The organism is Streptomyces sp. HD (genome assembly GCF_028369295.1).
Taxonomy (GTDB): Bacteria; Actinomycetota; Actinomycetes; order Streptomycetales; family Streptomycetaceae; genus Streptomyces.
Genome location: NZ_JAQMYP010000050.1, coordinates 1 through 26008 on the forward strand (window position 1 = coordinate 1; position 26008 = coordinate 26008).

Below are 26008 nucleotides of genomic sequence, written 5' to 3' on the forward strand. Positions count from 1 at the left end.
GGGGGGGGGGGGGGGGGGGGCCCCCCCCCCCCCCCCCCCCACAGCACTACCTCTCCAGGAAGCCGAACAGCGCTTCCCAGCGCCCCGCGATCTCGTCCGCCCCGTACCTGCGGATGCTCTCCCGCGCCGCGTCACCCATGCGGTCGCGCAGCCCCGCGTCGGACATCAACAGGTCCAGCTTGCGGGCGAGTTCGCCGGTGTTGCCGGGCCTGGCGAGCAGGCCGTCCTCGCCGTCCCGGATGATCTCGTGGACGCCGGGGGCGCAGTCGAAGGCGGTGCAGGGGACGCCCATGGCCATGGCCTCCATGAGCGCGAGCGGGAAGCCCTCGCCCCTGGAGGACAGCGCGAACACCGAGCCGCCCCGCAAGGCGCCCTGCACATCGCTGGTACGGCCCATCCACTGCACGGAGTCGTCGAGCCCCAGGGCGGTGCACTGCTTCCTGAGGAGCTCCTCGTCCTCCCCGGAGCCGTAGACCTTCAGCACCCAGCCGGGGTGGCGCGGAGCCACCTCCGCCCAGGTGTCGAGGAGCATGTCCACGCCCTTCTCGTCGCTGAGCCGGCCGATGCTGATGACGGCCTTCTCAGTGCGCGGCGAGGTCTCCTCCGGCAGCCAGGGCACGGCGTTCGGCATGAACGAGGCGTTGTTGAGGCCCGCGCCTATCCACAGGTCGGCGTCCTCGCGGGTGAGGACGAGCATCCGGTCGACGTCCGCGTAGTGCTTGAGGACACGCCTGAAGCGCGAGGACCGCTTCGAGGTCTCGAAGGACTCGTGGCTCATCCCGATGACGGTCAGCCCGCCGGTGTCGGCGAGGTTCACCCACTCCATCGCCCACACCTGGGTCACGATCACGACCCCGCCCGGGCGCGCGGCGCGGAACAGGTTCGTCAGTACGCCGGCCTTCTCCCGCATGCTCGCGTCCCGCGCCCGGCCGGGGGCCGGGGGCTGCCCGGCGTACAACCGGGTCGTCGGGTAGGGGAGTTCACCGAGGTCGTGCGGGTCCTCGGGGGTGGTGATGCCGATGACGTGGACGCGGTGGCCGCGCTCGGTGAAGAGCCGGGCCATCTGGTGGGACCAGCTGGTCACACCGCCCAGTTCGTCCACGCTGTTGGAGACGAGGAAGACGTCCCGTCCCGTCGTGCCTTCGGCCACTATGCCTTCCTCCAGTCGGTGAAGAACTCATCGACGATGCGCTGCGCGGCCGTGCCCTCGTCGTACTCGCCGAAGTCGGCCACGAACCGCTCCCGCGCCGACGCGTACTTGACGGTCTGCTCCTCCAGCGACTGCTCCCGCAGCACGGAGTGCAGTTCGTCCTCGGTGCGCACGACCGGGCCCGGTGCGCGTTCCAGCAGGTCGAAGTAGGTGCCGCGGCCCTCGTGCACGTACTCCTCGTAGTCGTACGGGAAGAACAGCATCGGCCGGTCCAGCAGGGCGTAGTCGAACATCACCGACGAGTAGTCCGTGACCAGCGCGTCGGCGAGCGCGAGGAGCGGCGTCACGTCGTGGTGGTCGGACACGTCGATGACACGGCCCCGTACGGACGGCGGCAGCACCACGTGGTTGAGGTAGTGCGCGCGGACGAGGAGGACGTACTCGTCGCCGAACTCCTCCGCGAAGCGGTCCACGTCGAAGGGCAGCGCGAAACGGCGCCCGCCCTGCTGCCGGAAGGTGGGCGCATACAGCAGCACCTTCTTGTCGGCCGGGATGCCCAGCTCGGTGGCGAGCGGCGGGCGTTCGGCTGCTTCCCGGGCCGCCACCAGCTCGTCGTTGCGCGGGTAGCCCACCCGCAGCAGCGTCTTCTCGCGCAGCCGGAAGGCCTTGGCGAGGGTGTGGACGTCGTGCTCCGAGCGGATCAGGAAGTGGTCGAAACGGTCCAGGGTGCGCTGTTGTTCCGCCTGCTCGGGGCGGGACTTGAGCTTCCAGCCGGCCTCGTCGAAGCCCATCCGCTTGAGCGCGGAGCCGTGCCAGGTCTGGATGTAGGTCGTCCCGGGGCGCTTGGTCAGCTTCAGCGGGTAGCTCTGGTTGTCGATCCAGAACTCGGCGCGGGCCAGCGCCTTCAGGTAGGGCAGCGACCAGCGGCGCACCAGCTTGGCGTCGGCGGGGAAGCCCTGCGGACGGCCCGTGTACGACCACACCGCCTCGAAGTCGAGACCCTGGCGGCGCATCTCCTCGTAGATCGCCCGGGGGCTGTCGCTGTACTGCCGGCCCAGATGGCTCTCGAAGACCACCAGCCGCTTCTGCACCGGCATCCGCAGATAGACGTCGTGGTAGACGCGCAGCTTGGTCTCGCCGGAGGTGGCCCGCTTGCGCAGTGCCTTCGCCTTGCGGTAGCCGGCCTTGGCGAGCCGGCCGGGAGTGCCCTGCAGTCCGCGCAGGACGAGGTCGTTCGCCTTCTTGCCGGGGACGAGCCGGAACGCCAGATGGCCGCGGGCGGAGATCTCCGGCTCGACCCGGTCGGCGACCAGCCGGGTCAGGCGCGGGCGCACCGGCACCTCGCCGGTCGCGAGGCCGGGCCGGGTGGCGGTGAGGCGCGTCGTCGTGCGCTCCCCGTCGACGTCCAGGTGGAGCCGTACGTCCCAGACGGCGTCCACGATGCCGAGCGGGCGCAGCCCCTTCGACAGATTCGCCGAGGCCGCCCAGGACACATACGGGCCCTCGTGCCGCACCGTCGCCACCGGGAAGCGGAACGTCTGCAGGCGCAGCCCCTTGCGGCGGGCGGAGAACTCCAGCTCGGCGGTGAGCCGGGCGCCGGGCGCGATCACACCGAGCGGGTTGGTGATCCGGCCCGCGAGCCGGACGACACCGCCCTGTCCCTCCTGCCGGTACTCCGTGAGCTCGTTGCGCGGGAACAGCTTCCCGACCGGCCGGGTGTGGTAGCCGAGCTCGGTGACGTCCAGGATCCGGCGCGCGAAGGGGTCCTCGTCGATGTGCTCGGCACACCAGTAGACCCGCCCGTCACGCTCGGTGAGCGGGGCGGAGACCTTGTCACGGTTGGTGAGCGTGTCCACGGCCGGCAGCAGGTTGTCCCAGTCGCTCTCGCGCAGCAGATACGCGCAGACCGCGTGGATCGGCTCGACCTCGTCGTACGCGGCCGGGTCGACCGACGCCAGATAGGTGCGGGCGAGGGCGGCGAACTCCTGGCGGTAGGCGGCGTCCCGGAAGGGCAGGTCGCGCAGGTGCAGCACCAGGTCGTGCTTGAGAAACTTGACGTCCTTGCGGAACTTCAGCTCCGCCATGTCCTTCTCGGCGAGCAGCGCGTCGACCCGGCGGTGTATCTCCATCCGGTGCGCGAAGTTCGCGATCTCGGCCCGGCGGTTGCTGATCGACTTGGCACCGGCCTTCTCGACCACGTTCCAGTCGTAGACCCGGTTCGGTATCAGCGTGATGCGGCGGGCCGCCGTGTACGCCTGCGCGGAGAAGAGCAGGTCCTCGTAGTGGATGCCGACCGGGAACTCCAAGCCGCCGTCGACCAGCAACTCCCGCCGGTAGCACTTGTTGGTCGACAGGGTGTCGAAGACCAGCAGGTCAGGCAGCTCGGCTATCGACTCCAGGGTGCGGGTACGGGCGTACAGCCACGGGTACCACTTGACCTCCTTGCGGTGCCGCGAGTCCACGTGGACGCGCACGGTGAGGCCGGAGACCAGGTCGGCGCCGGTGGTCTCGGCCGCCTCCAGGAAGTTGCGGCAGGCGTCGCGCTGCAGGACGTCGTCGCTGTCGAGGAAGAGGACGTACTCGCCGCGGGTCTGCTGGATGCCGTGGTTGCGGGGCGCGCCGCAGCCGCCGCTGTTCTCGGCCAGCTGGTACGCCCGCACCCGGCCCGGGTGCTCGGCGGCGAGCCGGCGGGCCACCTCGTACGAGCCGTCCGTGCTGTGGTCGTCGACGATCACGACCTCGACGCTGCGCAGTGACTGCTCCAGCACCGATTGCACGGCCGTGGGCAGCCTGGCCTCGTCGTTGTAGACGATCACGACGACGGACATGGCGGGTCGCTGATCCCCGTCCACATTCACCCCATTCATCACTACTTACACCCCCTGAAGACGATCACGCCGCCGAGGGTCCACTGAGGTAGATGCCCGGGAGGGCGGCGGGGTTGCTTCCGTGGACCTGGTGGCACCGGATGTGTACGGAGGGCGAGGGGCCCGTCACTGTCCCACCTCTTGTCTGACGGTGTGTCAGGCAAGACCATGTAGTCCACGTCACTCGACACGCCGGACCGCCAGTGAAGGGGGCGCCATGCCCGCCCTGCCGCCGGAAGGGCGACGACTCGCCTACGGCATCCAGCTTCCCGTCCAGTCCCAGAGCACGATCTACGCCGAACCCTGGGAGGCCACCGCCGGCCCCGACGACCTGCTGGCCGTCGCCCGCGCCGCCGACCGGGCCGGCTTCGCCTACGTCGCCTGCTGCGACCACGTCGCCATCCCGCGCCGCCTGGCCTCCGCGATGAGCACGATCTGGTACGACCCCGTGGCCACGCTCGCCTTCCTCGCGGCGGCCACCGAGCGGGTACGCCTGCTCAGCCATGTCGCGGTGGTCGGACTACGGCATCCCCTGCTGACCGCCAAGCAGTACGCCACCCTCGATCACCTCAGTGGCGGCCGGCTGATCCTCGGGGTCGGGGCCGGGCACGTGCGGGAGGAGTTCGAGGCGCTGGGGGTCGACTTCGAGCGGCGCGGGCCCGTGCTGGACGAGTCGATCGACGCGCTGCGGGCCGCCCTCGGCCCCGAGGAGTTCCCCGAGCACCACGGCAAGCTCTACGACTTCGAGGGCCTCGGCCAGCTCCCGCGGCCCGCCCAGCAGCACGTCCCGCTCTGGGTCGGCGGCTCGTCCCCGGCCGCCGTGCGCAGGGCCGCACTCAGGGGCGACGGCTGGCTGCCGCAGGGCGATCCACGCGACCGGCTGCCCGAGCAGATCGCGCGGATACGGCGGCTGAGGGAGGACGCGGCGGTCGAGGGGGCGTTCACGGTCGGTGCCATCACCGAGCCCCTCTACATCGGGACACCCGCCTGGGAAGTCGGCCGCCGCACCCTCACCGGCCGGCCGGAGGAGCTGGCGGAGTCGCTACGGGCGTACCGCGCGATGGGGGTGGACCAGATCCAGGTGCGGTTCAGGAACCGGGGGAGGGCCGAGCTGGTCGATCAGATCGAGGTGTTCGGGGCGGAGGTGGGGCCGCTGCTGTAGGGGCGGCCCCACCCGGGGCGGCTCAGTAGGAGCCGTTGGCCTGCCAGAACGCCCAGGCTTCGCAGGGGCTGCCATAGCGGTCGTTCATGTAGTTCAGGCCCCACTTGATCTGCGTGGCCGGATTGGTCTGCCAGTCGGCTCCGGCGGACGCCATCTTGGAGCCGGGGTATGCCTGTACGAGACCGTAGGCACCGGAACTCGGGTTGACCGCCTTGTAGTTCCAGCCGGACTCGTGGTCCACGATGTTGCTGAAGCACTGGAACTGATCGCTGGACATCATCTGCCGCGCGATGGCCTTGGCGTCGGCGGCGGTGTACGAGGACTGCGGCGCGAGGCTGATCGGGGCCGAGCCCGTCGACGAGCGGGCCGCCTTCTGCTGTGCCTCCTGGCGCTCCTTGGCCTCCTGCAGGGCCTTCTGCTGGTCCGCTTTCTGCTGAGCCGCCTTCTGCTTCGCGATCGCGTCCTGTGCGGCCTGCTTGCGGGCCGTCTGCTCCGCGGTTCTTCGCGCGCTGTTGTCCGCGGCGATGGCCTGGGTGTCGGCCTGCTGGGTCAGGGAGGCCGTCTGTATCTGGGCCTGCTGTCCCATGGGCAGGTCCGCGAGGAGGGTCGAGTCGCTCGCCGTCGTCTCGGTGTCGTCCGCCGACTGGTGGGTGCTGCTCTGGGCGACTCCCGTGACGGCGCCGACCGTGGTGACTGCGGTGGCCGAGGCCACCGCGAATCCCCGCACTAAGTTCCCGCTCACACGTTTTCCTTTCACCTTCGCCGGATCAAGAGGGTTGAGCGTCGCAAGATTAGAACGGTTGAGCGGCCTCATTGGCTGCATCGGCTTCGGCTCTTTTATCTGACGGAGCGTCAGGTATGGCGCTACGATGCGGAGTCCACCGTGTCCACCGTGTAAGGGGGCCGTAATGGGCAAGCTCGACGGACGGGTCGTCATCGTCACCGGGGCGGCGCGCGGGCAAGGGGAGCAGGAGGCGCGCCTCTTCGCCGCGGAGGGGGCGCGCGTGATGGTCGCCGACGTGCTCGACGAACAGGGTGAGGCCCTCGCCGAGGAGATCGGCGCGCGATACGTCCATCTCGATGTCGGCCGGGAGGGCGACTGGCAGGCCGCCGTCGCCGCCGCGCGGGAGGCGTACGGCCAGGTCGACGGGCTCGTCAACAACGCCGGCATCCTGCGCTTCAACTCCCTCGTCGACACGCCCCTCGCCGAGTTCATGCAGGTCGTGCAGGTCAACCAGGTCGGCTGCTTCCTCGGCATCAAGACGGTGGCGCCGGAGATGGCCGACGGCGGCACGATCGTCAACACGGCCTCGTACACCGCGGTGACCGGCATGGCGGCCGTGGGAACGTACGCCGCCACCAAGCACGCCATCCTCGGCCTCACCCGGGTCGCGGCCCTGGAGCTGGCGCCCCGTGGGATACGGGTCAACGCCATGTGTCCCGGCGCCATCGACACCGCGATGTCCAACCCCTCGCTGCTGGATCCCGATGCGGATGCCGAGGAGACCTCGCGGGCGCTGGACGGGCTCTACCGCAAGCTCGTGCCGCTCGGGCGGATCGGGCGGCCGGAGGAGGTGGCGCGGCTCGCGCTGTTCCTGTCCTCGGACGACTCCTCGTACATCACCGGGCAGCCGTTCGTGATCGACGGGGGCTGGCTGGCGGGAGTCAGCGTCATCTGACTGACCATCAGGTATTGACCCTCCATGCCGGTGGTGCCACAGTCATCGAAACTGACGGTGTGTCAGAAATCTTCGGGACCGGGGACGGTGAACCTCCTTGGAATTCGGGCTCTTTGTACAGGGATACGTGGGCAAGCGCGCCGAGACCGACCCGCTCGCCGAACACAAGGCGCTGATGGAGGAGACCGAGTACGTCATCCAGGCAGACGCCTCGGGCTTCAAGTACGCGTGGGCGTCCGAGCATCACTTCCTGGAGGAGTACTCGCACCTCTCCGCCAACGACGTCTTCCTGGGCTACCTGGCCCACGCGACCGAGCGGATCCATCTGGGCTCCGGGATCTTCAACCCCCTCGCCCAGGTCAACCACCCGGTCAAGGTCGCCGAGAAGGTGGCCATGCTCGACCATCTCTCCGAGGGGCGCTTCGAGTTCGGCAGCGGACGCGGCGCCGGGTCGCACGAGATCCTCGGGTTCCTCCCGGGGATCACCGACATGAACTACACCAAGGAGATCTGGGAAGAGACGATCGCCGAGTTCCCGAAGATGTGGCTCCAGGACGAGTACGTCGGGTTCCAGGGCAAGCACTGGCAGCTGCCCCCGCGGAAGGTCCTGCCGAAGCCGTACGGGAGGTCGCATCCGGCGATGTGGTACGCGGCCGGGTCGCCGGCGTCGTACGCCATGGCGGCGAAGAAGGGGCTCGGGGTGCTGGGCTTCAGTGTGCAGAAGGTCGCCGACATGGAGTGGGTGCTGGAGCAGTACAAGACGGCGGTCGTGGACGCGGAGCCGGTGGGGGACTTCGTCAACGACAACGTGATGGTGACGACGACGGCGATCTGTGCGCCGACGCACGCGGAGGCGATAGAGATCGCCGTCAGCGGTGGTCTGCACTACCTGCCCTCGCTGGTCTTCCGCTACCACGACACCTTCCCCCGCCCCGAGGGCTTCCCCGTCTGGCCCGAGACGCTGCCCGAGTACACCCCTGAGTTCGTCGAACTCCTCATCGAGGAAGAGCTGTTGATCTGCGGGGATCCGGACGAGGTGTTCCGGCAGTGCAAGCGGTGGGAGCAGGCCGGGGCGGATCAGTTGAGTTTCGGGCTGCCGGTGGGGGTGCCGAAGGAGGAGACGCTGCAGACGATTCGGCTGATCGGGGAGCACGTGATTCCGAAGATCGATACGGATCCTGTGCATCGGACCACGCGGTTCCGGAGGGGTGCCTGATCGTCGTTGGCGGCTGCGGGTTCGTGGGGGCCGGTCGCGCACACGCGGCGGAGCCGCAAATCGACACAGCCCCGCGCCCCTGAGGGCATCCAGCTCACCGGCATTCAAGGAGGCAAGGCCCATGCTCGATCACGTCATCACGGGTGCGACCGTCGTCGACGGAACGGGTGCCCCCGCGTACACCGCGGATGTGGGAATACGAGACGGTCGTATCACAGCCATCGGGAACGTCACCGAATCGGCCAGGACCACCGAGGACGCCACCGGACTCGTCCTCGCCCCGGGGTTCGTGGATCCCCATACCCACTACGACGCCCAGCTGTTCTGGGATCCGTACGCGACCCCCTCCCTCAACCATGGTGTCACCACCGTCGCGGCCGGCAACTGTGGGTTCACGCTCGCGCCACTCAACCCTTCCCGGCCCGAGGACGCCGACTACACGCGGCGGATGATGTCCAAGGTCGAGGGGATGTCGTTGGTGTCGCTCGAAGAGGGGGCGCCGTGGAGCTGGAGTTCCTTCGGGGAGTATCTCGATGCCCTTGAGGGGCGGGTCGCCGTCAACGCCGGGTTCATGGTGGGGCACTGTGCGCTGCGGCGGTACGTGATGGGGGCGGAGGCCGTCGGGGGGCAGCCCAGCGAGGCTCAGCTCGCCGAGATGGTGCGGCTGTTGCATGACGCCATGGCGGCCGGGGCCTGGGGGTTCTCCACCACCCAGTCGTCCACGCACTCCGACGGGGACGGGAAGCCGGTGGCGTCCCGGCATGCGCAGGCGCCGGAGCTGCTCGCGCTGTCCAAGGCGGTCGGGGAGCACGAGGGAACGCAGATCGAGGCGATCGTCGCGGGGTGTCTGGATCAGTTCAGTGACGCCGAGATCGAGTTGCTGGCGGAGATGAGCGCCGCCGCCGGGCGGCCCCTGAACTGGAACGTGCTGACCATCGACTCGGCGGTTCCCGAGCGGGTGCCCAGGCAGCTGCTGGCCAGTGAGCGGGCGCGCAAGGCGGGCGGCCGGGTCGTGGCGCTGACCATGCCGATCCTCACGCCGATGAACATGTCGCTGGGTACCTTCTGCGCGCTCAACCTCATCCCCGGATGGGGGCCGGTCCTCTCGCTGCCCGTGCCGGAGCGGATCGCGAAGCTGCGGGAACCCGACGTACGGGCCGAGATGCTGCGGCAGGCCGCGTCCAAGGAGGCCGGTGTCTTCCGGCGGCTGACGAACTTCGGGCGGTACGTCATCGGGGACACCTACAGCGAGGCGAACCGTGGGCTGAGCGGGCGGGTGGTCGAGGACATCGCGGCGGAACGGGGCCTGGAACCCTTCCAGTGCCTGGTCGAGATCTGTGCCAACGACGATCTCCGTACGGTCCTGTGGCCCATGCCCACCGACAACGACCCGGCCTCCTGGAGCATGCGCGCCGAGGCATGGCAGCACGAGGACGTCATGCTGGGCGGCTCGGACGCGGGGGCCCATCTGGACCGGATGTGCGGGGCGCCGTACACCACCCGGTTCCTCGGGGACTGTCTGCGCGGGCGGAGGCTGGCCTCGCTGGAGCAGGCCGTCAAGATGCTGACGGACGACCCGGCCCGGCTCTTCGGGCTGCGTGAGCGCGGCCGGATCCAGGAGGGCTTCCATGCCGACCTGGTGCTCTTCGACCCGGAGCGGATCGACGCCGGTACGGCCACCCTGGTGCACGACCTGCCGGGCGACAGCCCTCGGCTGGACTCCAGGGCGATCGGGGTACGGGCGGTCTGGGTCAACGGAGTCGAGGCGATCCGGGACGACGTGGTGACCGGGGCCGTACCGGGGCGGGTGCTGCGGTCGGGGCGGGACACCAGGACGGTGGCCACGAGGTGAGCGTGCGAGGCCCTGAGGGGCCTGATCGGCAGCGGTTGTTCGTCGGGGGCTCGTGGGTGGAGCCGGACGGCGGGTACTACGCCGTCGTCGACCCGGCGAACGAGGAGACCGTCGGGTGGGCTCCGGAGGCCTCGCGGGATCAGGTGCACGCGGCCTGCGCCGCGGCCCGCGAGGCCTTCGGGCCGTGGTCGCGCACGGCGCCGGAGGAGCGGGCGGCGCTGCTGGCGCGTACGGCGGAGATCATCGGCGAGCGTTTCGTGCCGTACGCCGAACTGGCCCAGGCCGAGACCGGGGCGACCACGGGGACGGCCCGGGGCATGCAGGTGGGCGTCGGGGCGGCTCGTTTCCGGCGGTACGCGCGCGTGGAGCCCGCCGAGTGGGCGATCCCGCCGCAGATCAACGAGGCCGGGCCGATGGGGAAGGCGGGTGTGATGGGCGCGCTGGCCGTCCGCCAGCCGGTCGGGGTCGTCACCTGCATCACTTCGTACAACAACCCGTGGGCCAACCCGGCGGGCAAGATCGCCCCCGCGCTGGCCATGGGCAACACCGTGGTCGTGAAACCGGCGCCGCAGGACCCGCTGTCCGTCTACCGGATGGCGGAGGCGCTGGAGGCGGCGGGCGTGCCGGCCGGGGTGGTCAACGTCGTCTCGGGCCGGGCGGCGGAGGTCGGCGAGACGGCAGTCTCCTCCCCCGACGTCGACATGGTGAGCTTCACCGGCTCCACGGCCGTCGGGCAGCGCATCGCCGAGGTGTGCGGGCGGGACATGAAGCGCCAGCTGATGGAGCTCGGCGGGAAGGGCGCGGCGGTCGTCCTCGACGACGCGGACATCGGGTCGGCGGTGGCCGGGATCGGGACGACGTTCTCCTTCTACAGCGGGCAGATCTGCACGGCGCCGACGCGGGTGCTGGCCCAGCGGGGCGTGTACGGGCGGCTGGTCGAGCAACTGGCGGCGTACGCGGGCCGGTTGCGGGTCGGAGATCCGCGCGAGGCGTCCACCGTCGTCGGGCCGGTCATCTCGGCGGAGCACCGGGACCGGGTGGAGTCGTACGTGGAGACGGGCCGCAAGGAAGGCGCGGTGGTGGTGGCGGGCGGTGAACGGCCGCCGTACGAGAAGGGCTTCTACGTCGTCCCCACCCTCCTCGCGGACTGCACCAACGACATGCGGGTCGCCCGGGAGGAGATCTTCGGACCGGTCGTCTCCGTCATCCCCTTCGACGAGGAGGAAGAGGGCATCGCCCTCGCCAACGACACCGACTACGGCCTGATCGACTACGTCTGGTCCGGCGACGTCGCCCGCGCCTTCCGGATCGCGCGGCGGCTGCGGGCGGGCGGAGTCGGGGTCAACACCGTCGGGCGCAACATGGAGGCGCCGTTCGGGGGGTTCAAGAAGAGCGGGGTGGGGCGGGACGTGGGGTCGTACGCCCTGCATGCGTACAGCGAGGTGCAGGCGATCGTGTGGCCGGGGTGAGGGCGTTCGGGAACATCCCGGGCGTCGTTGTACCTCCGTGAAGTCCTCCCGGACCCGGGAGGGCGGCACGACGTGAGAGGGACGGCTGGACGATGAGCACGAAGGGCCCCGGTCCGCAGGAGATCCGTGGCAGGTCGGTCGTGGTGGACGGCGCCAGGATGGCCTACTGGGAATCGGGGCCGTCCGACGGTGAGCCGGTACTGCTCCTGCACGGCTATCCCGCGAGTCACCGCTGCTGGCGTCACCAGTTCCCGGCGCTGGCGCGAGAGCACCGGGTGATCGCACCGGACCTCCTGGGCTGGGGTCGCTCCGAGCGGCCCGTGCACCTGCGCTTCGACTACGACACCGAGACGGCGCGCATCGGCCGGCTCCTGGACGCGCTGGCCATCGACTCCGTCAACCTCTTCGGCCACGACTACGGCGGCTTTCTCTCGCTGGGTTTCGCCCAGACCCACCCCGACCGCGTCCGCCGACTGGCGATCCTCAACAGCCGCGCCCAGTCCTCCTTCGTGCCCCGCTGGTACCTCGCCTTCGGCCTGTGCACCCTGGCCGCGCGGACCCCCGTGCTCCGGGCGCTGATGGCACGGCTGCCCCTCGTCGCCCTGCACCGCCGGTCGTTCGCCCCGCTGGTTCGCCACGGCCATGTCGACGCCGAACTCCTGGACACCTACATCGGCTGGATGGACACGGGGGAGGGGCGCCACTGGCTGGTCCGCTTCTTCAGCGACTACCGCGTCACCGCCCGCCCCGAACTGCGTCGGCGGCTCGGCGAGATCTCCTGCCCGACCGCGGTCGTCTGGGGCCGGGCGGACGCCTATCTGCGCCCCGCGATCGCCGCCGAACTCGCCGAACGGATCCCGCCCGCCGAACTGACGATGCTCGACGACGCCGGGCACTGGGTGATGGACGAGCGCCCGACGGAAGTCACCGCCGCGCTTGAGCGGCTGCTTGCTCGGGAGCCATGAGGTCGGGTCGCCACCGGGAGGCGTGAGGTCGGGTCGCCGACCGTCCATGCCCCCGCTTCCCGGCGCTCAGCTGACAGCCGTGGGCCGTGGGCCGTGGGTCGTGGCCGTGGCCGTGAGCCGTGAGCCGTGAGCCGTAGGCCGAGCTGTGAGCCGTGAGCTCAGCTGTCCAGGTCCACCCGCACCGTGAGCAGATTCGTCCCGAGCGCTTTGACGCCGGCGCTGTTGAGGCGGGGCAGACCGCGCAACCGTGCCACCGGGTCGTCGTCGGGCAGCAGGTGGGCCGTGCCGGTGTGCCACCGCCCCTTGATCCGTACCCGCACCCGCGGATCGGCCTTGATGTTGCGGACGTACTGCGACTTGTCGCCGAACTCCGAGACCAGCCAGAAGGCGTCACCGACCCGGCGGCCGCCCACGGGTGTCTGGCGGGGCTGTCCGGAGACGCGGCCCGTGGTCTCCAGGACCGTCTGGAGGGGAAGGCGGCGCAGCACCGGATTGCCGATGTGGCGCTGGAAGCCGGTGGTGGCTCGGAACCTGAGCTCGGCGAGGCGGGACATGCCGGTGGATCTCCTGTCTCCTGCGGAGTGTCGGGGCGCGACGGTCGAACTGTTGCTTCAATGGTCCCCGACGCGGCAGGACGAGAGCGGGTGGCTGCGGATGCGGGTCGTGACCTGGAACCTCTGGTGGCGGTTCGGGCCCTGGGAGGCCCGGCAGAAGGCCATCCTGGCCGAGCTGCGCGACCTGCGCCCCGATGTGGTGGGCCTGCAGGAAGTGTGGGCGGCCGGCGGTGAGAACCAGGCCGAGTGGCTGGCCGCCGAGCTCGGCATGCACTGGACCTGGGCCCCCTCGCCCGCCCCCGAGCGCTGGCGCCGGCGCATCGGCGACTCCTCGGCCGACATCGGGAACGCCGTACTGAGCCGCTGGCCGGTTGTCGCCCAGCGCACCTTGCGCCTCCCCGCACCCCCCGACGTGGACGACGGCCGCCTCGCCCTCTTCGCCCGCCTGGCCACCCCCTCCTACGACATCGCCTTCTTCACCACCCACCTCACCTCCGCCCTGCACGCCTCGGCCGTACGCTGCCGCCAGGTCACCGCACTCGCCGAGTTCATCGCCGAGAACCGGGGCGACACCCCCTTCCCGACGGTCGTCACCGGCGACTTCAACGCCTGGCCCGACTCCGACGAGATCCGTCTCTTCGGCGGCTACCGCACCGCCCCGGTCGTGCCCGGCCAGGTCTTCTTCGACGCCTGGCAGTACGCCGACCCGTCCGCCCCCTCGGTCACCTGGGACCGCGAGAACCCGTACGTCGCGGCCGGGCTGGAGCCGAGCGTCCGCATCGACTACATCCACGTGGGACCGCCCGGCACGGGCGGCCTGGGCCACGTACGCGCCGTACACCGCGCGGGCGACGGCCCGGTCGACGGCACCTGGCCGTCGGATCATGCGGCGGTGGTGGCCGAGCTGGGGGACGGGGCGGTGCGGTGACGGCCGGGCCGGGCGGGGATGCGCCTCGCCCCCACCTCTTCACCGTGGCCGCCCACCAGGGAACCACCACGCTCGGCTCCCGTGAGGCCGTGACGGCCGTAGCCGGTCTGGAGACGTTCGTGGACTCGGCGATGTAGGTGTCGCCCGCGCGGGCCGGGCTCACAAGAACTGCGCGTACTCGTCCAACGCCCCCAGAACCTCCGCCTCTCCCGCCGGCGGCAACTGCACCACGACCTCCTCGATCCCCAACTCCGCGTAGTGCGCGAGCTTGCCGGGGTTGGGGTACACGGCGTACGGCACGACCTGGAGGGACTGTGGGTCGCGCCCGGCGTCGGCCCAGACGGCCCGCAGCCGGGGAAGGCTTTCGGACAGCCCGCGTCCACCGATCGGCAGCCACCCGTCGGCGTACTCACTGATGTGCGCGAACAGCTTCGGCCCGGCGGCCCCGCCGATGAGCGTACGAGGGCCGTTGACCCTCGGCCCACGTGGCTTCTGTACGGGCTTGGGGTAGGCGAAACTGGGCCGGACCGACCCGAACTCCCCTTTGTACGCGGTCGGTTCCTCCGCCCACAGGGCCCGCATCAGGGCCATCCGGTCCCGGACGAGCTCGCGCCGTGTGCGCCACTCGACGCCGTGATCGGCGGCCTCCTCCACGTTCCAGCCGAAGCCGAGCCCGAGGGTGAAGCGCCCGCCGGACAGGTGGTCCAGGGTCGCGATCTGCTTGGCCAGGTCGATCGGGTCGTGCTGGGCGACCAGGGTGATGCCGGTGCCGAGCCCCAGCCGTTCGGTGACGGCGGCGGCCTGGCCGAGGGCGATGAAGGGATCGAGGGTACGGCCGTACTCGGGTGGCAGCTCGCCACCGGCCGGGTACGGCGTGGTCCGCTCGACGGGGATGTGGGTGTGCTCGGGCAGATACAGCCCGGCGAACCCGCGCTGCTCCAGCTCACGGGCGAGCCGGATCGGGGTGATGGTCTCGTCAGTGAGGAAGATCGTGACGGAGATGCGCATGTCTGCATCTGTACCGCCTGGACGTCACGATGTCGATACCGACCGGTCGGCACAGATTGCTCGCGGAGGGTCGCCGGGACGTACGACAGCTGCCGATTGGCTGCCGATTCCCTTCCCTTGCCCGGAAGTTCACGGCTCAATACCAGAGTTGCACGCACCACCACTGCACCACCCACGCCATGTCACTCACGACGCCCCGGGGAGCAGCAGCATGTGCGAGGACAATCACGCGAGCCACGCGGACGACGCCGCCCACGCGGACGACGCCGCCCACGCGGACCATGCCGGCCACGCGGGCCTGGGCAGACGCGCACTGTTCGTGACGGGAGCCGCCGCCGCGCTTACGTTGGGAAGCGTGACCTTCGCTCAAGGCGCCGACGACACCCAGGACGCGGAGACCCGCACGGTGCGGGGCACGCTGCCGCCCGGGTCCCCCGACTTCGTGTATCTGCCGGTCGAAGTACCGTCCGGCGTACGGGAGATCAAGGTCTCCTACTCCTACGAGAAGCCGTCCGTCCCGGCCGGCACCCCGGGCAACGCCCTCGACATCGGCATCTTCGACCAGCACGGCACCGAGCTCGGCGGCCGTGGCTTCAGGGGCTGGTCGGGCGGGGCGCGCACGGAGTTCTTCATCCGGGCGGACGAGGCGACGCCGGGGTACCTCCCGGGCCCGGTCCGGGAGGGCACCTGGCACATCGCGCTCGGCCCCTACACGGTGGCGCCGCAGGGACTGCCGTACGAGATCACGATCACGCTGACGTACGGCGAGCCCTGCGAGGCCGTGGAGCCGACGTACCCGCCGGAGCGGGCGAAGGGGCGGGGCCGCGCCTGGTACCGCGGCGACTGCCACCTCCATTCCTGGTTCTCCGACGGCCGCCGCACCCCCGCCGAGATCGCGGCCCTCGCCCGCGAGGCCGGCCTGGACTTCATCAACAGCTCCGAGCACAACACGCACTCGGCGCACGCGCACTGGGCCGACGTGGCCGGCGACGACCTGCTGGTGATGCTGGGTGAGGAGATCACGACCCGCAACGGCCACGTCGTGGCCCTCGGTATCGAGCCGGGGACGTTCATCGACTGGCGCTACCGCGCCCGCGACAACCGCTTCGGCAGGTTCGCCCGCCAGATCCGCCGCGCCGGCGGCCTCGTCGTGCCCGCCCACCCGCACGCCACCTGCGTCGGCTGCAACTGGAAGTTCGGCTTCAACGAGGCGGACGCGGTCGAGGTCTGGAACGGCCCGTGGACGCCGGACGACGAGATGGCCCTCGCCGACTGGGACAGCATGCTGGTCGCGTCGGTGCGCGAGAACGGCCGCGACTGGATCCCGGCGATGGGCAACAGCGACGCCCACCGCAGCCCCGACCCGGTCGGCTCCCCCCAGACGGTGGTCCTCGCCGACGCCCTCACCCGCGAGGCCATCCAGGAGGGCATCCGGGCGGGCCGCTCCTACATCGCCGAGTCCAAGAACGTCTCCCTCACCTTCACGGCATCGGGCGCCCGCGGCGAACAGGCGGGCATCGGCGAACGCCTGAAGGTCGACCGCGACACCCCGGTGACGGTCCGCCTGGAGGCATCGGGTGCCCCCCGCTGCACGGTCCGCTTCGTGACGGACCAGGGCGTCCTACTGACGAGCGCACCCCTGCCGGTGTCCGGTTCCGGCGTCGTGGAGTGGCACACGACGCCCGCGTACGCGGCTTACGTACGGGCGGAGTTGCGGCACGAGACGGCGGTGGGGCCGCTGCCGGGGGCGTTGGCGGCGTTCACGAACCCGATCTTCCTGGGGCGTTCGTAGCACGGGCGTACCGGATGACGCCCCCTCTGGGTTCGCTGAACGACTCCTGCCGGCCGGACCTCAAAACCGTGACCCGGCCGGCTCGGCCAATTCGCCCCGGCCCCGGTGGCGCCCGTCCGTCGGTGAGCGGCGTGCCGGCGCGTCAGTCGGGCAGCGCGGCGAGCCAGTCGGTCAGGAGCCGGTTGACCTCGGCCGGGCGTTCCTGCTGGATCCAGTGGCCGCAGCCGTCGAGAAGGTGGGAGGAGACCAGGCCCGGCAGTGTGACCGGGTACGCCTTGATCGCGTCGGCCAGCCACGTCGTGGACGCGTCCAGGGTGCCGCCGATGAACAGGGACGGCTGGGCGATGGGTGCGGCGTCGAAGGGGGCGAGGTCCTCCCAGTCGCGGTCCATGTTCCGGTAGCGGTTGAGCGCTCCGGTCAGACCGGTCCGTTCGAACTCCCCGGCGTAGACGTCGAGGTCCCGCTCGCCGAGCCAGCCGGGCAGCCGGCCGACGGGGAACCGGTCACGCAAGGTGCCGGCCCGGCCGACGAAGTGCGGGTCGGGAGCGCCGGGTTCGGGCATGGTGTCGGCGGACAGGGCCGCGTAGAAGCCCGCGAGCCAGCCACGTACATCGGGTTCGATCTCGGCCTCGGCACGGCCCGGCTCCTGGAAGTAGGAGACGTAGAACTCCTCGCCTCCGCCGGACTCCCTCTCTCCGCTGCCGGACCCTTCCCCGCCCATCCGAGCGAGGACGTCGCCGGGGCGCGGTCCGCCCCGCGGCGTGTAGGGCACGCTCAGCAGGCCCACGGCCCGGAAGATCTCCGGCCTGAGCAGGGCGGAGTTCGCGGCGATGGCGGCGCCCCAGTCGTGGCCGACGACCACCGCGGTCTCCTCGCCGAGTGCGTGCACCACCGCGACGTTGTCCTCCACCAGGTCGAGCATCCGGTACGCGTCCGTCGCGGCCGGCCTGGAGGAGCGTCCGTAGCCGCGGACGTCGATGGCGACCGCGCGGTATCCGGCCGCCGCGAGTACCGGCAGCTGGTGGCGCCAGGAGTACCAGGATTCCGGGAAGCCGTGTACGAGCAGCACCAGCGGCCCGGTTCCCTGCTCGACGAGATGGATCCGGCCCCCGGGCGAGGGGACCAGCCGATGTGTGATCTCCGCGACGTGCTGCACCATGCACCCTCCTCCAGGAACCCTGCTCCACTGCTTCCGTGGGCTCAACACCGATCATGCGGAACCCCCTGCCGAGAACACGACTTCGTTTGCCGATCCGGCAAGCCCTCGGAACGGGCAGGCGTCAACCACAGCGCTCCAGCACAGTTCGCCTGAATCGGGCGGTGCCCAATTGCACTGATCAGCTCGCTCGTATGCTCGAAGGATGACGACTTCCGCGACCTCCGGAACCGGCTCGACACCTGGCCCCACCGAGCGCCCCACCCAGCGCCCCGGCGCCACCGGCCCGACCGAGAACTCCCTGCGTCGCGCCCTCAAACGCGCCCGGGACGGCGTCGCGCTCGACGTCTCCGAGGCGGCCGTACTGCTCCAGGCCCGCGGCGAGGCACTCGACGACCTCGCCGCGTCCGCCGGCCGGGTGCGGGACGCCGGCCTCGAAGCCGCCGGCCGGCCCGGCGTCATCACGTACTCGAAGAGCGTGTTCATCCCCCTCACCCGGCTGTGCCGGGACAAGTGCCACTACTGCACCTTCGTCACCGTGCCCGGCAAGCTGCGCCGCGCCGGGCACGGGATGTTCATGTCCCCGGACGAGGTCCTCGACATCGCCCGCAAGGGCGCGGCCCTCGGCTGCAAGGAAGCCCTCATCACCCTCGGCGACAAGCCGGAGGACCGGTGGCCCGAGGCGCGGGAGTGGCTCGACGCGCACGGCTACGACGACACCATCGCCTACGTCCGCGCCATCTCCATCCGCATCCTGGAGGAGACCGGCCTGCTGCCCCACCTCAACCCGGGCGTCATGACCTGGACCGACTTCCAGCGCCTCAAGCCCGTGGCCCCGTCGATGGGCATGATGCTGGAGACGACCGCGACCCGCCTGTGGTCCGAGCCCGGCGGCCCGCACCACGGCTCCCCGGACAAGGAACCCGCCGTCCGCCTGCGCGTTCTGGAGGACGCGGGCCGGTCCTCCGTCCCCTTCACGTCCGGGATCCTGATCGGGATCGGTGAGACGTACGAGGAGCGGGCCGAGTCCCTCTTCGCGCTCCGCCGCGTCTCACGGTCGTACCACAGCATCCAGGAACTGATCATCCAGAACTTCCGCGCCAAGCCGGACACCGCGATGCGCGGCATGCCGGACGCGGAACTCGACGAACTCGTCGCCACGGTCGCCGTCGCCCGGCACATCCTCGGGCCCGCCGCCAACATCCAGGCCCCGCCGAATCTGGTCGACAGCGAGTACGAGCGGCTGATCACGGCCGGCATCGACGACTGGGGCGGTGTCTCCCCGCTGACCATCGACCACGTGAACCCCGAGCGCCCCTGGCCGCAGATCGAGGAGCTCACCGAGCGTTCGGCGGCGGCCGGGTTCGAGCTGCGTGAACGCCTCTGTGTCTACCCGGAGTTCGTCCAGCGCGGCGAGCCCTGGCTGGACCCGCGGCTGCGCCCGCACGTGGGGGCGCTCGCCAACCCGGAGACGGGGCTGGCGCGCCCAGGAGCCCTTCCGGAAGGGCTTCCCTGGCAGGAGCCGGAAGAGGCGTTCGTCTCCTCCGGCCGCACCGACCTGCACACCACCATCGACACCGAGGGCCGTACGTCCGACCGCCGCGACGACTTCGACGAGGTGTACGGCGACTGGGGCGCCCTGCGCGAGGCCGCCGTCCCCGGCATGGCGCCGGAGCGCATCGACACGGACGTCCGCCAGGCCCTGCGGGTCGCCGCCGACGACCCGACCCGGCTGACCGACGACGAGGCGCTGGCGCTGCTGCACGCGGACGGCCCGGCGCTGGACGCGCTCACCCGCGTCGCCGACGATGTCCGTAAATCGGCGGTCGGCGACGACGTGACGTACATCGTCACCCGCAACATCAACTTCACCAACGTCTGCTACACGGGCTGCCGCTTCTGCGCCTTCGCGCAGCGCCGCACGGACGCCGACGCCTACACCCTCTCCCTGGACCAGGTCGCCGACCGCGCCCAGCAGGCCTGGGACGTGGGCGCGGTGGAGGTCTGCATGCAGGGCGGCATCCACCCGGATCTGCCGGGAACGGCGTACTTCGACATCGCGCGGGCGGTGAAGGCCCGCGTCCCCGGCATGCACGTCCACGCCTTCTCACCCATGGAGGTGGTGAACGGCGCCACCCGCACCGGCCTGTCCATCCGCGAATGGCTCACGGCGGCGAAGGAGGCGGGCCTGGACTCCATCCCCGGCACCGCCGCCGAGATCCTCGACGACGAGGTCCGCTGGGTCCTGACCAAGGGCAAGCTGCCGGCGGCGACGTGGATCGAGGTGATCACGACGGCCCACGAACTCGGCATCCGCTCCTCGTCGACGATGATGTACGGCCACGTCGACCAGCCCCGCCACTGGCTCGGCCACCTGCGCACCCTGGCCGGCATCCAGCAGCGCACCGGCGGCTTCACGGAGTTCGTCACCCTTCCGTTCATCCACACCAACGCGCCCGTGTACCTGGCGGGCATCGCCCGCCCCGGCCCGACGACCCGCGACAACAGGGCGGTGACGGCGATGGCCCGGCTGCTCCTCCACCCGCACATCCCCAACATCCAGACCAGCTGGGTGAAGCTGGGCGCGGAGGGCGCGGCGGAGATGCTCCGCTCGGGGGCGAACGACCTGGGCGGCACCCTGATGGAGGAGACGATCTCGCGGATGGCGGGTTCGTCGTACGGCTCCTACAAGTCGGTGCGCGACCTGGTGGCCGTCGCCGAGGCGGCCGGACGCCCGGCGAAGCCCCGCACGACCCTGTACGGGGAGGTGTCGGAGGAACGGCAGCGGGCGGCGACGGCGTCGGACGGGCATCTGCCGGAGCTGTTGCCGGTGCTGGACCGAGTGCCGGACCGAGTGCCGGACTGAGCAGGACCGCTCCACGGGGGTCGGTACGATGATCCGACCCCCGATGGAGGGGTTCCATGGCGTTCCGTAGCCATCCATGGCGTTCCATGGCTGTCCATGGCGTTCCGTAGATCTCGTAGCCGAGGAGATGCGTGCCCGTGCCTGCTCCCAAGGTCTGGGTGACCGGTCTGACGGTGGGAGCGATAGCCGCCGTCACCGTTCTCGCCGTGCAGGCCGACAAGGGGCCGCACCCGACGGCCGCGGCGGCCCGGCCGAGCGCGTCGGCGTCACCGGGCGCGAGCCCCGCCCCGTCGAAGTCCGCGTCGCCCGCCACCGTGCCGGACGGCTCGGGCACGGGACGCCGGATCGTGTACTCCCTCGGGCAGAAGCGGGTGTGGCTGGTCGACGCGAGCGACGCGGCGCGCCGTACCTTCGCCGTCTGGCCGGGCACCGTGGCCCCGGACCTCGGCAGCTACACGGTGTCCTCGCGCAACGAATCGACCACCGGCTCGGACGGCGTCGAGATCGAGAACATCGTCTACTTCGCCGCGAAGTCCGGCATCTCCATCGCCTTCTCCAACGCCGTCGACGGCTCCTCGCCCCCGCCCGCCGCGGGCAAGCAGACCGGCGGGGTCCGGATGCGCGCGGCCGACGGGGCGGCGCTGTGGACGTTCGGGGAGAGCGGCACGAAGGTCGTCGTCGTCAAGTAGCCGTCCCTCTCAGGGCGGACGGGCTGCCGCCGTCGGCTGCATCCTTTTGTGTACGGCAGGTTCGGCACTGCTCACGACGATCCGGGCCGTCGCCGCCGGGACGATGAACGCATGACGCACACGGACGCGCGAGCCCCGCAGACACTGGAGTCCACCTCGCCCACGGGACGCCGGCTCCCCCTCCTCGACGTACTGCGCGGGGCGGCCATCCTGGGCACGCTCATGACCAACGTATGGCTCTTCACCGGCCCGGGCGCCGAGTGGGGAGCCCTGCAGTCCACTTCGAGCGAGCTGTCGTCCGGGTCGCTCGGGGACGTCGTCCAGGGCGCGTTCAGCGTGCTGGCGAACGGCAAGTTCCTGTCGCTGCTGACGATCCTGTTCGGGGTCGGGCTGGCCATCCAGTACGCCTCGGCGGCGCGCCGCGGGCAGCCGTGGCCGGGACGCTACCGGTGGCGGGCGCTGTTCCTGTTCGGCGAGGGCACCGTCCACTTCGTCCTGGTCTTCGCCTGGGACGTACTGATGGGGTACGCGGTCACCGCACTCCTCGTCGCCTGGCTGCTGACCCGCTCGGAACGGGCACAGCGGCGGGTGATGTGGTGGGCGGCCGGCCTGCATCTGACCTTCATCGGCCTGCTGACCGTCGCGACAGCCGGCACCGGTGACGGCAGCGACGGCGGCGGCACCGTCTCCCGCGAGGTCGTGGACCTGTACGCGCACGGCAGCTACCTGGACCAGATCACGTTCCGCCTGGAGAACGCGATCGCGCTGCGCATGGAGCCCGTGCTCACCTTCTTCCTCCTGGTCTTTCTCTTCCTGCTGGGCGTCCGGCTGTTCCGGGCGGGCACGTTCGGTACGGACGAGAAGGCCCGCCGGATCCGGTCCCGTCTGCTGGCGTGGGGCCTGGGCCTCGGCCTGCCGCTCAACGTCGCGGCGGCACTGGGCGGCCCGGACCTCTTCCTCCTGGCCCGCTACGGCACCGCCCCGCTGCTGGCCCTCGGGTACATCGGGCTGATCGGTGCCGTGGTGGACCGGGTGCGGAGGCCGGGCCCGCTGCTGACCGGCCTGACCTCCGTGGGCCGGACCGCCCTGTCCGGCTACGTCCTCCAGAACGTGCTGTGCGTGCTGGTGTCGTACGGCATAGGACTGGGCCTCGCCGAGCGGCTCGGCGACACCGGCCCCTGGTGGGTCGTGGGTCTCTGGGTCACGGTCTGCGCGGTGCTGATGGTGGGCTCCACGCTGTGGCTGCGGCGGTTCTCGGCAGGGCCCCTGGAATCGGTCCAGAAGTGGGCCCTGCGTCACTGAGACACGTCAGACGGCGTCGGTCTGCTGCCGCCCCTGCCCGAACGGCAGATGGTTGACGACCAGCACGAGCCCGCTGAACAGGAACACCCGCGTCGCCGCGTCCAGCCCGTTCCAGTCCCCGGACTGCCACATGGAGAACCACTCACCGCCGATCGCGATGAACCCGGCGCCGAACAGCAGCATGAGCATCAGCAGACCGTACGTCGAGAAGCGACGGGCACGGGCGTCGTCGCGGCGGAACCAGAGCCAGGTGCCGTATATGAGGACGAGGGCCGCGACCGTCTCCCAGGCGATGATCGCGACGTACGCCGCGTCCTGAAGTCCCTTGCTGGTGACGGCTCTCCACATCAGGTCGTCGTCCTTGAACGTCGTGTCCATCGCCAGGACATGCCGCACGAACTGCTGGTTCGTACCGAAGTCGGTGATGTTCCCGAAGGCGACGAGAGCGATGTAGAGGGCGGCGGTCGCGGTGAGGAGAGTGGCGGCGAGATGGAGTGCGCTGCGTGGGGGTGTGGTTGGCATGGTGGTCATCTTCCCTGGCGGAGGGGGCCGTTCCATAGCCATTGAGCCAGAATGAACGGCATAGGAGAGCCGATCGAGAGGACCCTCGGTGGCGGAGCCGAAGCTGTCGGTGCAGGAACTGCTCGCGCGGCGCAAGCGTGCCCGCTTCGTCGGCCGTGGCGACGAGCGCGCCGCCTTCCGGGCGAACCTCGACGTTCCACCCGAGGACGAGCGGCATCGGTTCCTGTTCCACGTGCACGGGAACGCGGGTGTCGGGAAGTCCTACCTCGTCCGGGAACTGGAGCACATCGCCCGGGAGAGCGGGGCGTTGACGGCGTACGTCGACGAGAACGCGGGGAGCGTGCCGGAGGCGATGGAAGTGATCTGTCGCCAATTCGCCGCCCGGGGACAGCGGTTCAAGAGGCTGGAGCGGCTGCTCGTCAGATTCCGGGAGTGCCGGCACGAGGCCGAGGCGACCTTGATGGCAGCGCTGGAGCCGGAGCCGGAGGGCCCGTCCGCGGGCAGCACGGCGGTGGCGCGGGCCGGCCTGGTCGGGCTGGGCATGGTGCCGGGCGTCGGGGCCTTCGCCGCAGCGCTGGATGCCGGTCAACTCGCCCGGGGAGCCGACCGGTTACGGGCCGGGCTCAGCGCGCGCTTCGGCAGTCACGAGGACGTGCAGCTGGTACTCGCCCCTGAGAGCGTGCTCACTCCGGTGCTGCTGGACGAGTTGTCGGAGGCCGCGTCCGCCAAGCCCTGGACGGTCCTCTTCTTCGACGGGTACGAACGGACCGGCGCGGTTCTCGACGACTGGCTGTACGACGTGATGACCACCGACCGGTACGGCCCGCTGCCGGCCACCGTCGTCGTGGTGACGGCCGGGCAGCTCCCCCTCGACGCCGCCCGCTGGAGCGCCCTCGCCGACTTCATGAGGGATGTGCACCTGGGCCCGTTCACGGAGGCGGAGACGCGGGGCCTGCTGGCGGAGAAGGGGGTGCTGACCGAGCCGGTCGTCGAAGAGGTGCTGCGGCTCACCGGCGGCCTCCCGGTGCTGGTGTCGCTGCTCGCGGAGAACGCACCCGCCGACCCGGCGGAACTGGGGGATCCGAGCGCGACGGCCGTGGAGTGGTTCCTGAAGCGGGTGCCGGACCGGGCGCGGCAGGCGATCGCGCTGGCCTGCGCACTGCCCCGGCGGCTGAACGCGGACGTGTTCCGGGCGGTCGTGGACTGCGCCGAGGAGGAGTCGGACGCGCTGTACGGGTGGCTGCGCGGCATGCCGTTCGTCGGAGAGCGAGGCGGCCGGATCCAGTACCACGACGTCGTACGGGCACCGATGCTGCGTCTGCAGCGGAGCGAGTCGCCGCAGACCTGGGCGGAACGGCAGCTGCGGCTGGCGTCGGCGTACCGGGACTGGCGGACCGGGGCCGAGGCGGGACGGGACGCCGAGGAGCTGTGGGCCGACGAGACATGGCGGGAGCTGCGGCTGTCGGAGTCCTATCACCTGCTGTGCGCGGGAGAGCGGCGGGCACTGTCCGCCGTGCTGGCAGAGTTCGCCGACGCCTGCGACCAGGGCGAGTCCGTCGCCGGGCGCTGGGCGAGAGTCCTGGTGGACGCGGGGCAGGACGCCGATGCCGAGCCCGTGGCCCAGTGGGGGCGGAAATTGTCGGGAGCGCTGGCGGACGGCGGTACGGCGTCCGCCCTCGGGTTGCTGCTGCGCTGGGCGGGGTACGACAGAGGGCCTTCCGCCGGGGTGCAGGGGACCGGGATCGGCGGAGGCGCGGTCGGCCGGGGAAGTGGGGCGGCCGGTCGGGGAGCTCTCGCAAGCGGCAGGGGTGGGGTGGTGTCGGGGAACCGGCGGCCGGCGGGCGGGGCGGCGGGGAGAGGCAGGGGCGGCTCGGGCGGCCCTGCGGAGATCGGTGAGTCGGGCGGCGGCGCGACGAGCCCGGCGGGCGGGACATCACCCGGTGCCCCGGGCGGCCGGGTGCCGCAGCGCGCCGACGCGTCCCCGAACCGGCATACCGAGCACGGCTGGAGCGTCGCGCTGGCCCCCGAGGCGGTGGCGCGGGTCGCCCGGGGACGCGCACTGGCCCGGGGCATGCGGGGCGAGCATCGGGCGGCGGTCGCGGATCTGAACCTGGCCCTGCGGCTGACCCCGGACGACGCCCGGATCCTGGCCGTGCGGGGCGAGTACCACCGCGTCCTGCGCGACCGCGCCTCGGCGCTGCGGGACCTGGACCGGGCCGTGGAGCTGGACCCGGCGCACCGGTTCGCCCGGGCCTCCAGGGGCGCCGTCCACATCGCCCGCGGCGACTTCGACACCGCCCTCGCGGACCTCGACCGGGCGCTCGAACTCGACCCGGACTACGGATGGGCTCTCATCCGCCGGGCCCGGGTGTGGCGCGAACTCGGCGAGCAGGACCTGCGGCTGGCCGACCTCGACCGTGCGCTGGCCCTGCACCCCGACTGGGCCTGGGCCCGCTGCGAGCGCGGCGACGCCCTCCGTGGCGCGGGCCGTGACGAGGACGCCCTGGCCGACTACGACAGCGCCCTCGCCCTCGACCCCCGCTACGCCTCCGCCCACGCCAGCCGCGGCGCCTGTCTGGCCAACCTCGGCCGCCACGACGAGGCCCTCGCCGACCTGGACCGGGCCCTGGACCTCAACCCCGGCTACCCCTGGGCGCTCCGGCAGCGGGCCGCCGTCCACCGCCGGCTCGGCGACACCGCCCGCGCCGCCGCCGACGAGGAGCGGGCCGACCGGCTGTCCAGCGTGAACTCCTCGTGAAGGACGCTCATAGCTGACCACTTCCGCCCACTTCACCCACATCTCGCATACCGATCCGCTCCCTGAACCGATC

General features: G+C 71.2%; 20 protein-coding genes. 13 read left to right on the forward strand and 7 right to left on the reverse strand.

Annotated elements, in window-relative coordinates; genetic code table 11:
- Positions 1–46 precede the first annotated feature (46 nt).
- Positions 47–1150 (reverse strand): glycosyltransferase, encoded by a 1104-nt coding sequence (locus tag POF73_RS35810; RefSeq protein ID WP_272123309.1) that lies wholly within the window; start codon positions 1148–1150, stop codon positions 47–49.
- Positions 1150–3978 (reverse strand): bifunctional glycosyltransferase/CDP-glycerol:glycerophosphate glycerophosphotransferase, encoded by a 2829-nt coding sequence (locus POF73_RS35815; RefSeq protein WP_272123311.1) that lies wholly within the window; start codon positions 3976–3978, stop codon positions 1150–1152. Before POF73_RS35815 ends, POF73_RS35810 begins: the two co-directional genes overlap by 1 nt.
- Positions 3979–4234: 256 nt before the next feature.
- On the opposite strand from POF73_RS35815, the gene POF73_RS35820 reads away from it, so the two are divergent.
- Positions 4235–5179, forward strand: coding sequence for a TIGR03619 family F420-dependent LLM class oxidoreductase (locus POF73_RS35820; protein WP_272123312.1), 945 nt, complete (start codon positions 4235–4237; stop codon positions 5177–5179).
- A 22-nt stretch (positions 5180–5201) separates the two neighbouring features.
- Here POF73_RS35820 and POF73_RS35825 read toward each other — a convergent pair whose 3' ends face one another.
- Entirely contained in the window at positions 5202–5921 is a 720-nt protein-coding gene (locus POF73_RS35825; RefSeq protein ID WP_272123313.1) for a transglycosylase SLT domain-containing protein, read from the reverse strand.
- A 166-nt stretch (positions 5922–6087) separates the two neighbouring features.
- On the opposite strand from POF73_RS35825, the gene POF73_RS35830 reads away from it, so the two are divergent.
- From POF73_RS35830 to POF73_RS35850, 5 genes are all read left to right on the forward strand, one after another.
- Complete coding sequence (locus tag POF73_RS35830) at positions 6088–6858, forward strand: SDR family NAD(P)-dependent oxidoreductase (protein WP_272123314.1); 771 nt, start codon at positions 6088–6090, stop codon at positions 6856–6858.
- 97 nt (positions 6859–6955) lie between these two features.
- Positions 6956–8074, forward strand: coding sequence for an LLM class flavin-dependent oxidoreductase (locus tag POF73_RS35835; protein ID WP_334313643.1), 1119 nt, complete (start codon positions 6956–6958; stop codon positions 8072–8074).
- Between the two features lie 121 nt (positions 8075–8195).
- On the forward strand, positions 8196–9926 hold the full coding sequence (locus POF73_RS35840) for an N-acyl-D-amino-acid deacylase family protein (protein ID WP_272123317.1): 1731 nt from the start codon (positions 8196–8198) through the stop codon (positions 9924–9926).
- Positions 9927–9928: 2 nt separating this feature from the next.
- Positions 9929–11395 (forward strand): aldehyde dehydrogenase family protein, encoded by a 1467-nt coding sequence (locus tag POF73_RS35845; protein WP_443049691.1) that lies wholly within the window; start codon positions 9929–9931, stop codon positions 11393–11395.
- A gap of 92 nt (positions 11396–11487) precedes the next feature.
- Positions 11488–12360 (forward strand): alpha/beta fold hydrolase, encoded by an 873-nt coding sequence (locus POF73_RS35850; protein ID WP_272123320.1) that lies wholly within the window; start codon positions 11488–11490, stop codon positions 12358–12360.
- A gap of 158 nt (positions 12361–12518) precedes the next feature.
- Here POF73_RS35850 and POF73_RS35855 read toward each other — a convergent pair whose 3' ends face one another.
- Positions 12519–12914 carry a nitroreductase family deazaflavin-dependent oxidoreductase gene (locus POF73_RS35855; protein ID WP_272123322.1) on the reverse strand — a complete coding sequence of 132 codons (396 nt, stop codon included), beginning with the start codon at positions 12912–12914 and terminating at the stop codon, positions 12519–12521.
- Between the two features lie 100 nt (positions 12915–13014).
- Here POF73_RS35855 and POF73_RS35860 point away from each other — a divergent pair, with 100 nt between their 5' ends.
- A complete protein-coding gene (locus POF73_RS35860; RefSeq protein ID WP_272123388.1) occupies positions 13015–13842 on the forward strand; it encodes an endonuclease/exonuclease/phosphatase family protein in 828 nt (275 codons plus the stop codon).
- The gene (locus POF73_RS35865; protein WP_272123324.1) at positions 13839–13979 is read left to right on the forward strand and encodes a hypothetical protein; all 141 of its coding nucleotides are present in this window, start codon (positions 13839–13841) and stop codon (positions 13977–13979) included. Before POF73_RS35860 ends, POF73_RS35865 begins: the two co-directional genes overlap by 4 nt.
- 22 nt (positions 13980–14001) lie before the next feature.
- On the opposite strand, the gene POF73_RS35870 is transcribed toward POF73_RS35865, so the two are convergent.
- The gene (locus tag POF73_RS35870) at positions 14002–14850 is read right to left on the reverse strand and encodes an LLM class F420-dependent oxidoreductase (RefSeq protein WP_272123326.1); all 849 of its coding nucleotides are present in this window, start codon (positions 14848–14850) and stop codon (positions 14002–14004) included.
- A 211-nt stretch (positions 14851–15061) separates the two neighbouring features.
- Between POF73_RS35870 and POF73_RS35875 the strand changes: the two genes are divergently transcribed.
- Positions 15062–16642 (forward strand): CehA/McbA family metallohydrolase, encoded by a 1581-nt coding sequence (locus POF73_RS35875; RefSeq protein WP_272123327.1) that lies wholly within the window; start codon positions 15062–15064, stop codon positions 16640–16642.
- A 142-nt stretch (positions 16643–16784) separates the two neighbouring features.
- Here the strand turns inward: POF73_RS35875 and POF73_RS35880 are convergent, their stop codons facing one another.
- Positions 16785–17801: an alpha/beta fold hydrolase gene (locus POF73_RS35880; RefSeq protein WP_272123328.1), complete on the reverse strand. Its 1017-nt coding sequence runs from the start codon at positions 17799–17801 to the stop codon at positions 16785–16787.
- A gap of 202 nt (positions 17802–18003) precedes the next feature.
- Here POF73_RS35880 and POF73_RS35885 point away from each other — a divergent pair, with 202 nt between their 5' ends.
- The 3 genes from POF73_RS35885 (at position 18004) to POF73_RS35895 (ending at position 22655) form a co-directional block, all read left to right on the forward strand.
- Positions 18004–20664, forward strand: coding sequence for a bifunctional FO biosynthesis protein CofGH (locus POF73_RS35885; RefSeq protein WP_272123329.1), 2661 nt, complete (start codon positions 18004–18006; stop codon positions 20662–20664).
- Positions 20665–20801: 137 nt separating this feature from the next.
- Positions 20802–21353, forward strand: a complete 552-nt coding sequence (locus POF73_RS35890) for a hypothetical protein (protein WP_272123330.1) — start codon at positions 20802–20804, stop codon at positions 21351–21353.
- A 111-nt stretch (positions 21354–21464) separates the two neighbouring features.
- The gene (locus POF73_RS35895; protein WP_272123331.1) at positions 21465–22655 is read left to right on the forward strand and encodes a DUF418 domain-containing protein; all 1191 of its coding nucleotides are present in this window, start codon (positions 21465–21467) and stop codon (positions 22653–22655) included.
- 6 nt (positions 22656–22661) lie between these two features.
- Here the strand turns inward: POF73_RS35895 and POF73_RS35900 are convergent, their stop codons facing one another.
- Entirely contained in the window at positions 22662–23177 is a 516-nt protein-coding gene (locus POF73_RS35900) for a DUF2165 domain-containing protein (protein ID WP_272123332.1), read from the reverse strand.
- A gap of 88 nt (positions 23178–23265) precedes the next feature.
- Between POF73_RS35900 and POF73_RS35905 the strand changes: the two genes are divergently transcribed.
- Complete coding sequence (locus POF73_RS35905; RefSeq protein ID WP_272123333.1) at positions 23266–25935, forward strand: tetratricopeptide repeat protein; 2670 nt, start codon at positions 23266–23268, stop codon at positions 25933–25935.
- Positions 25936–26008 lie beyond the last annotated feature (73 nt).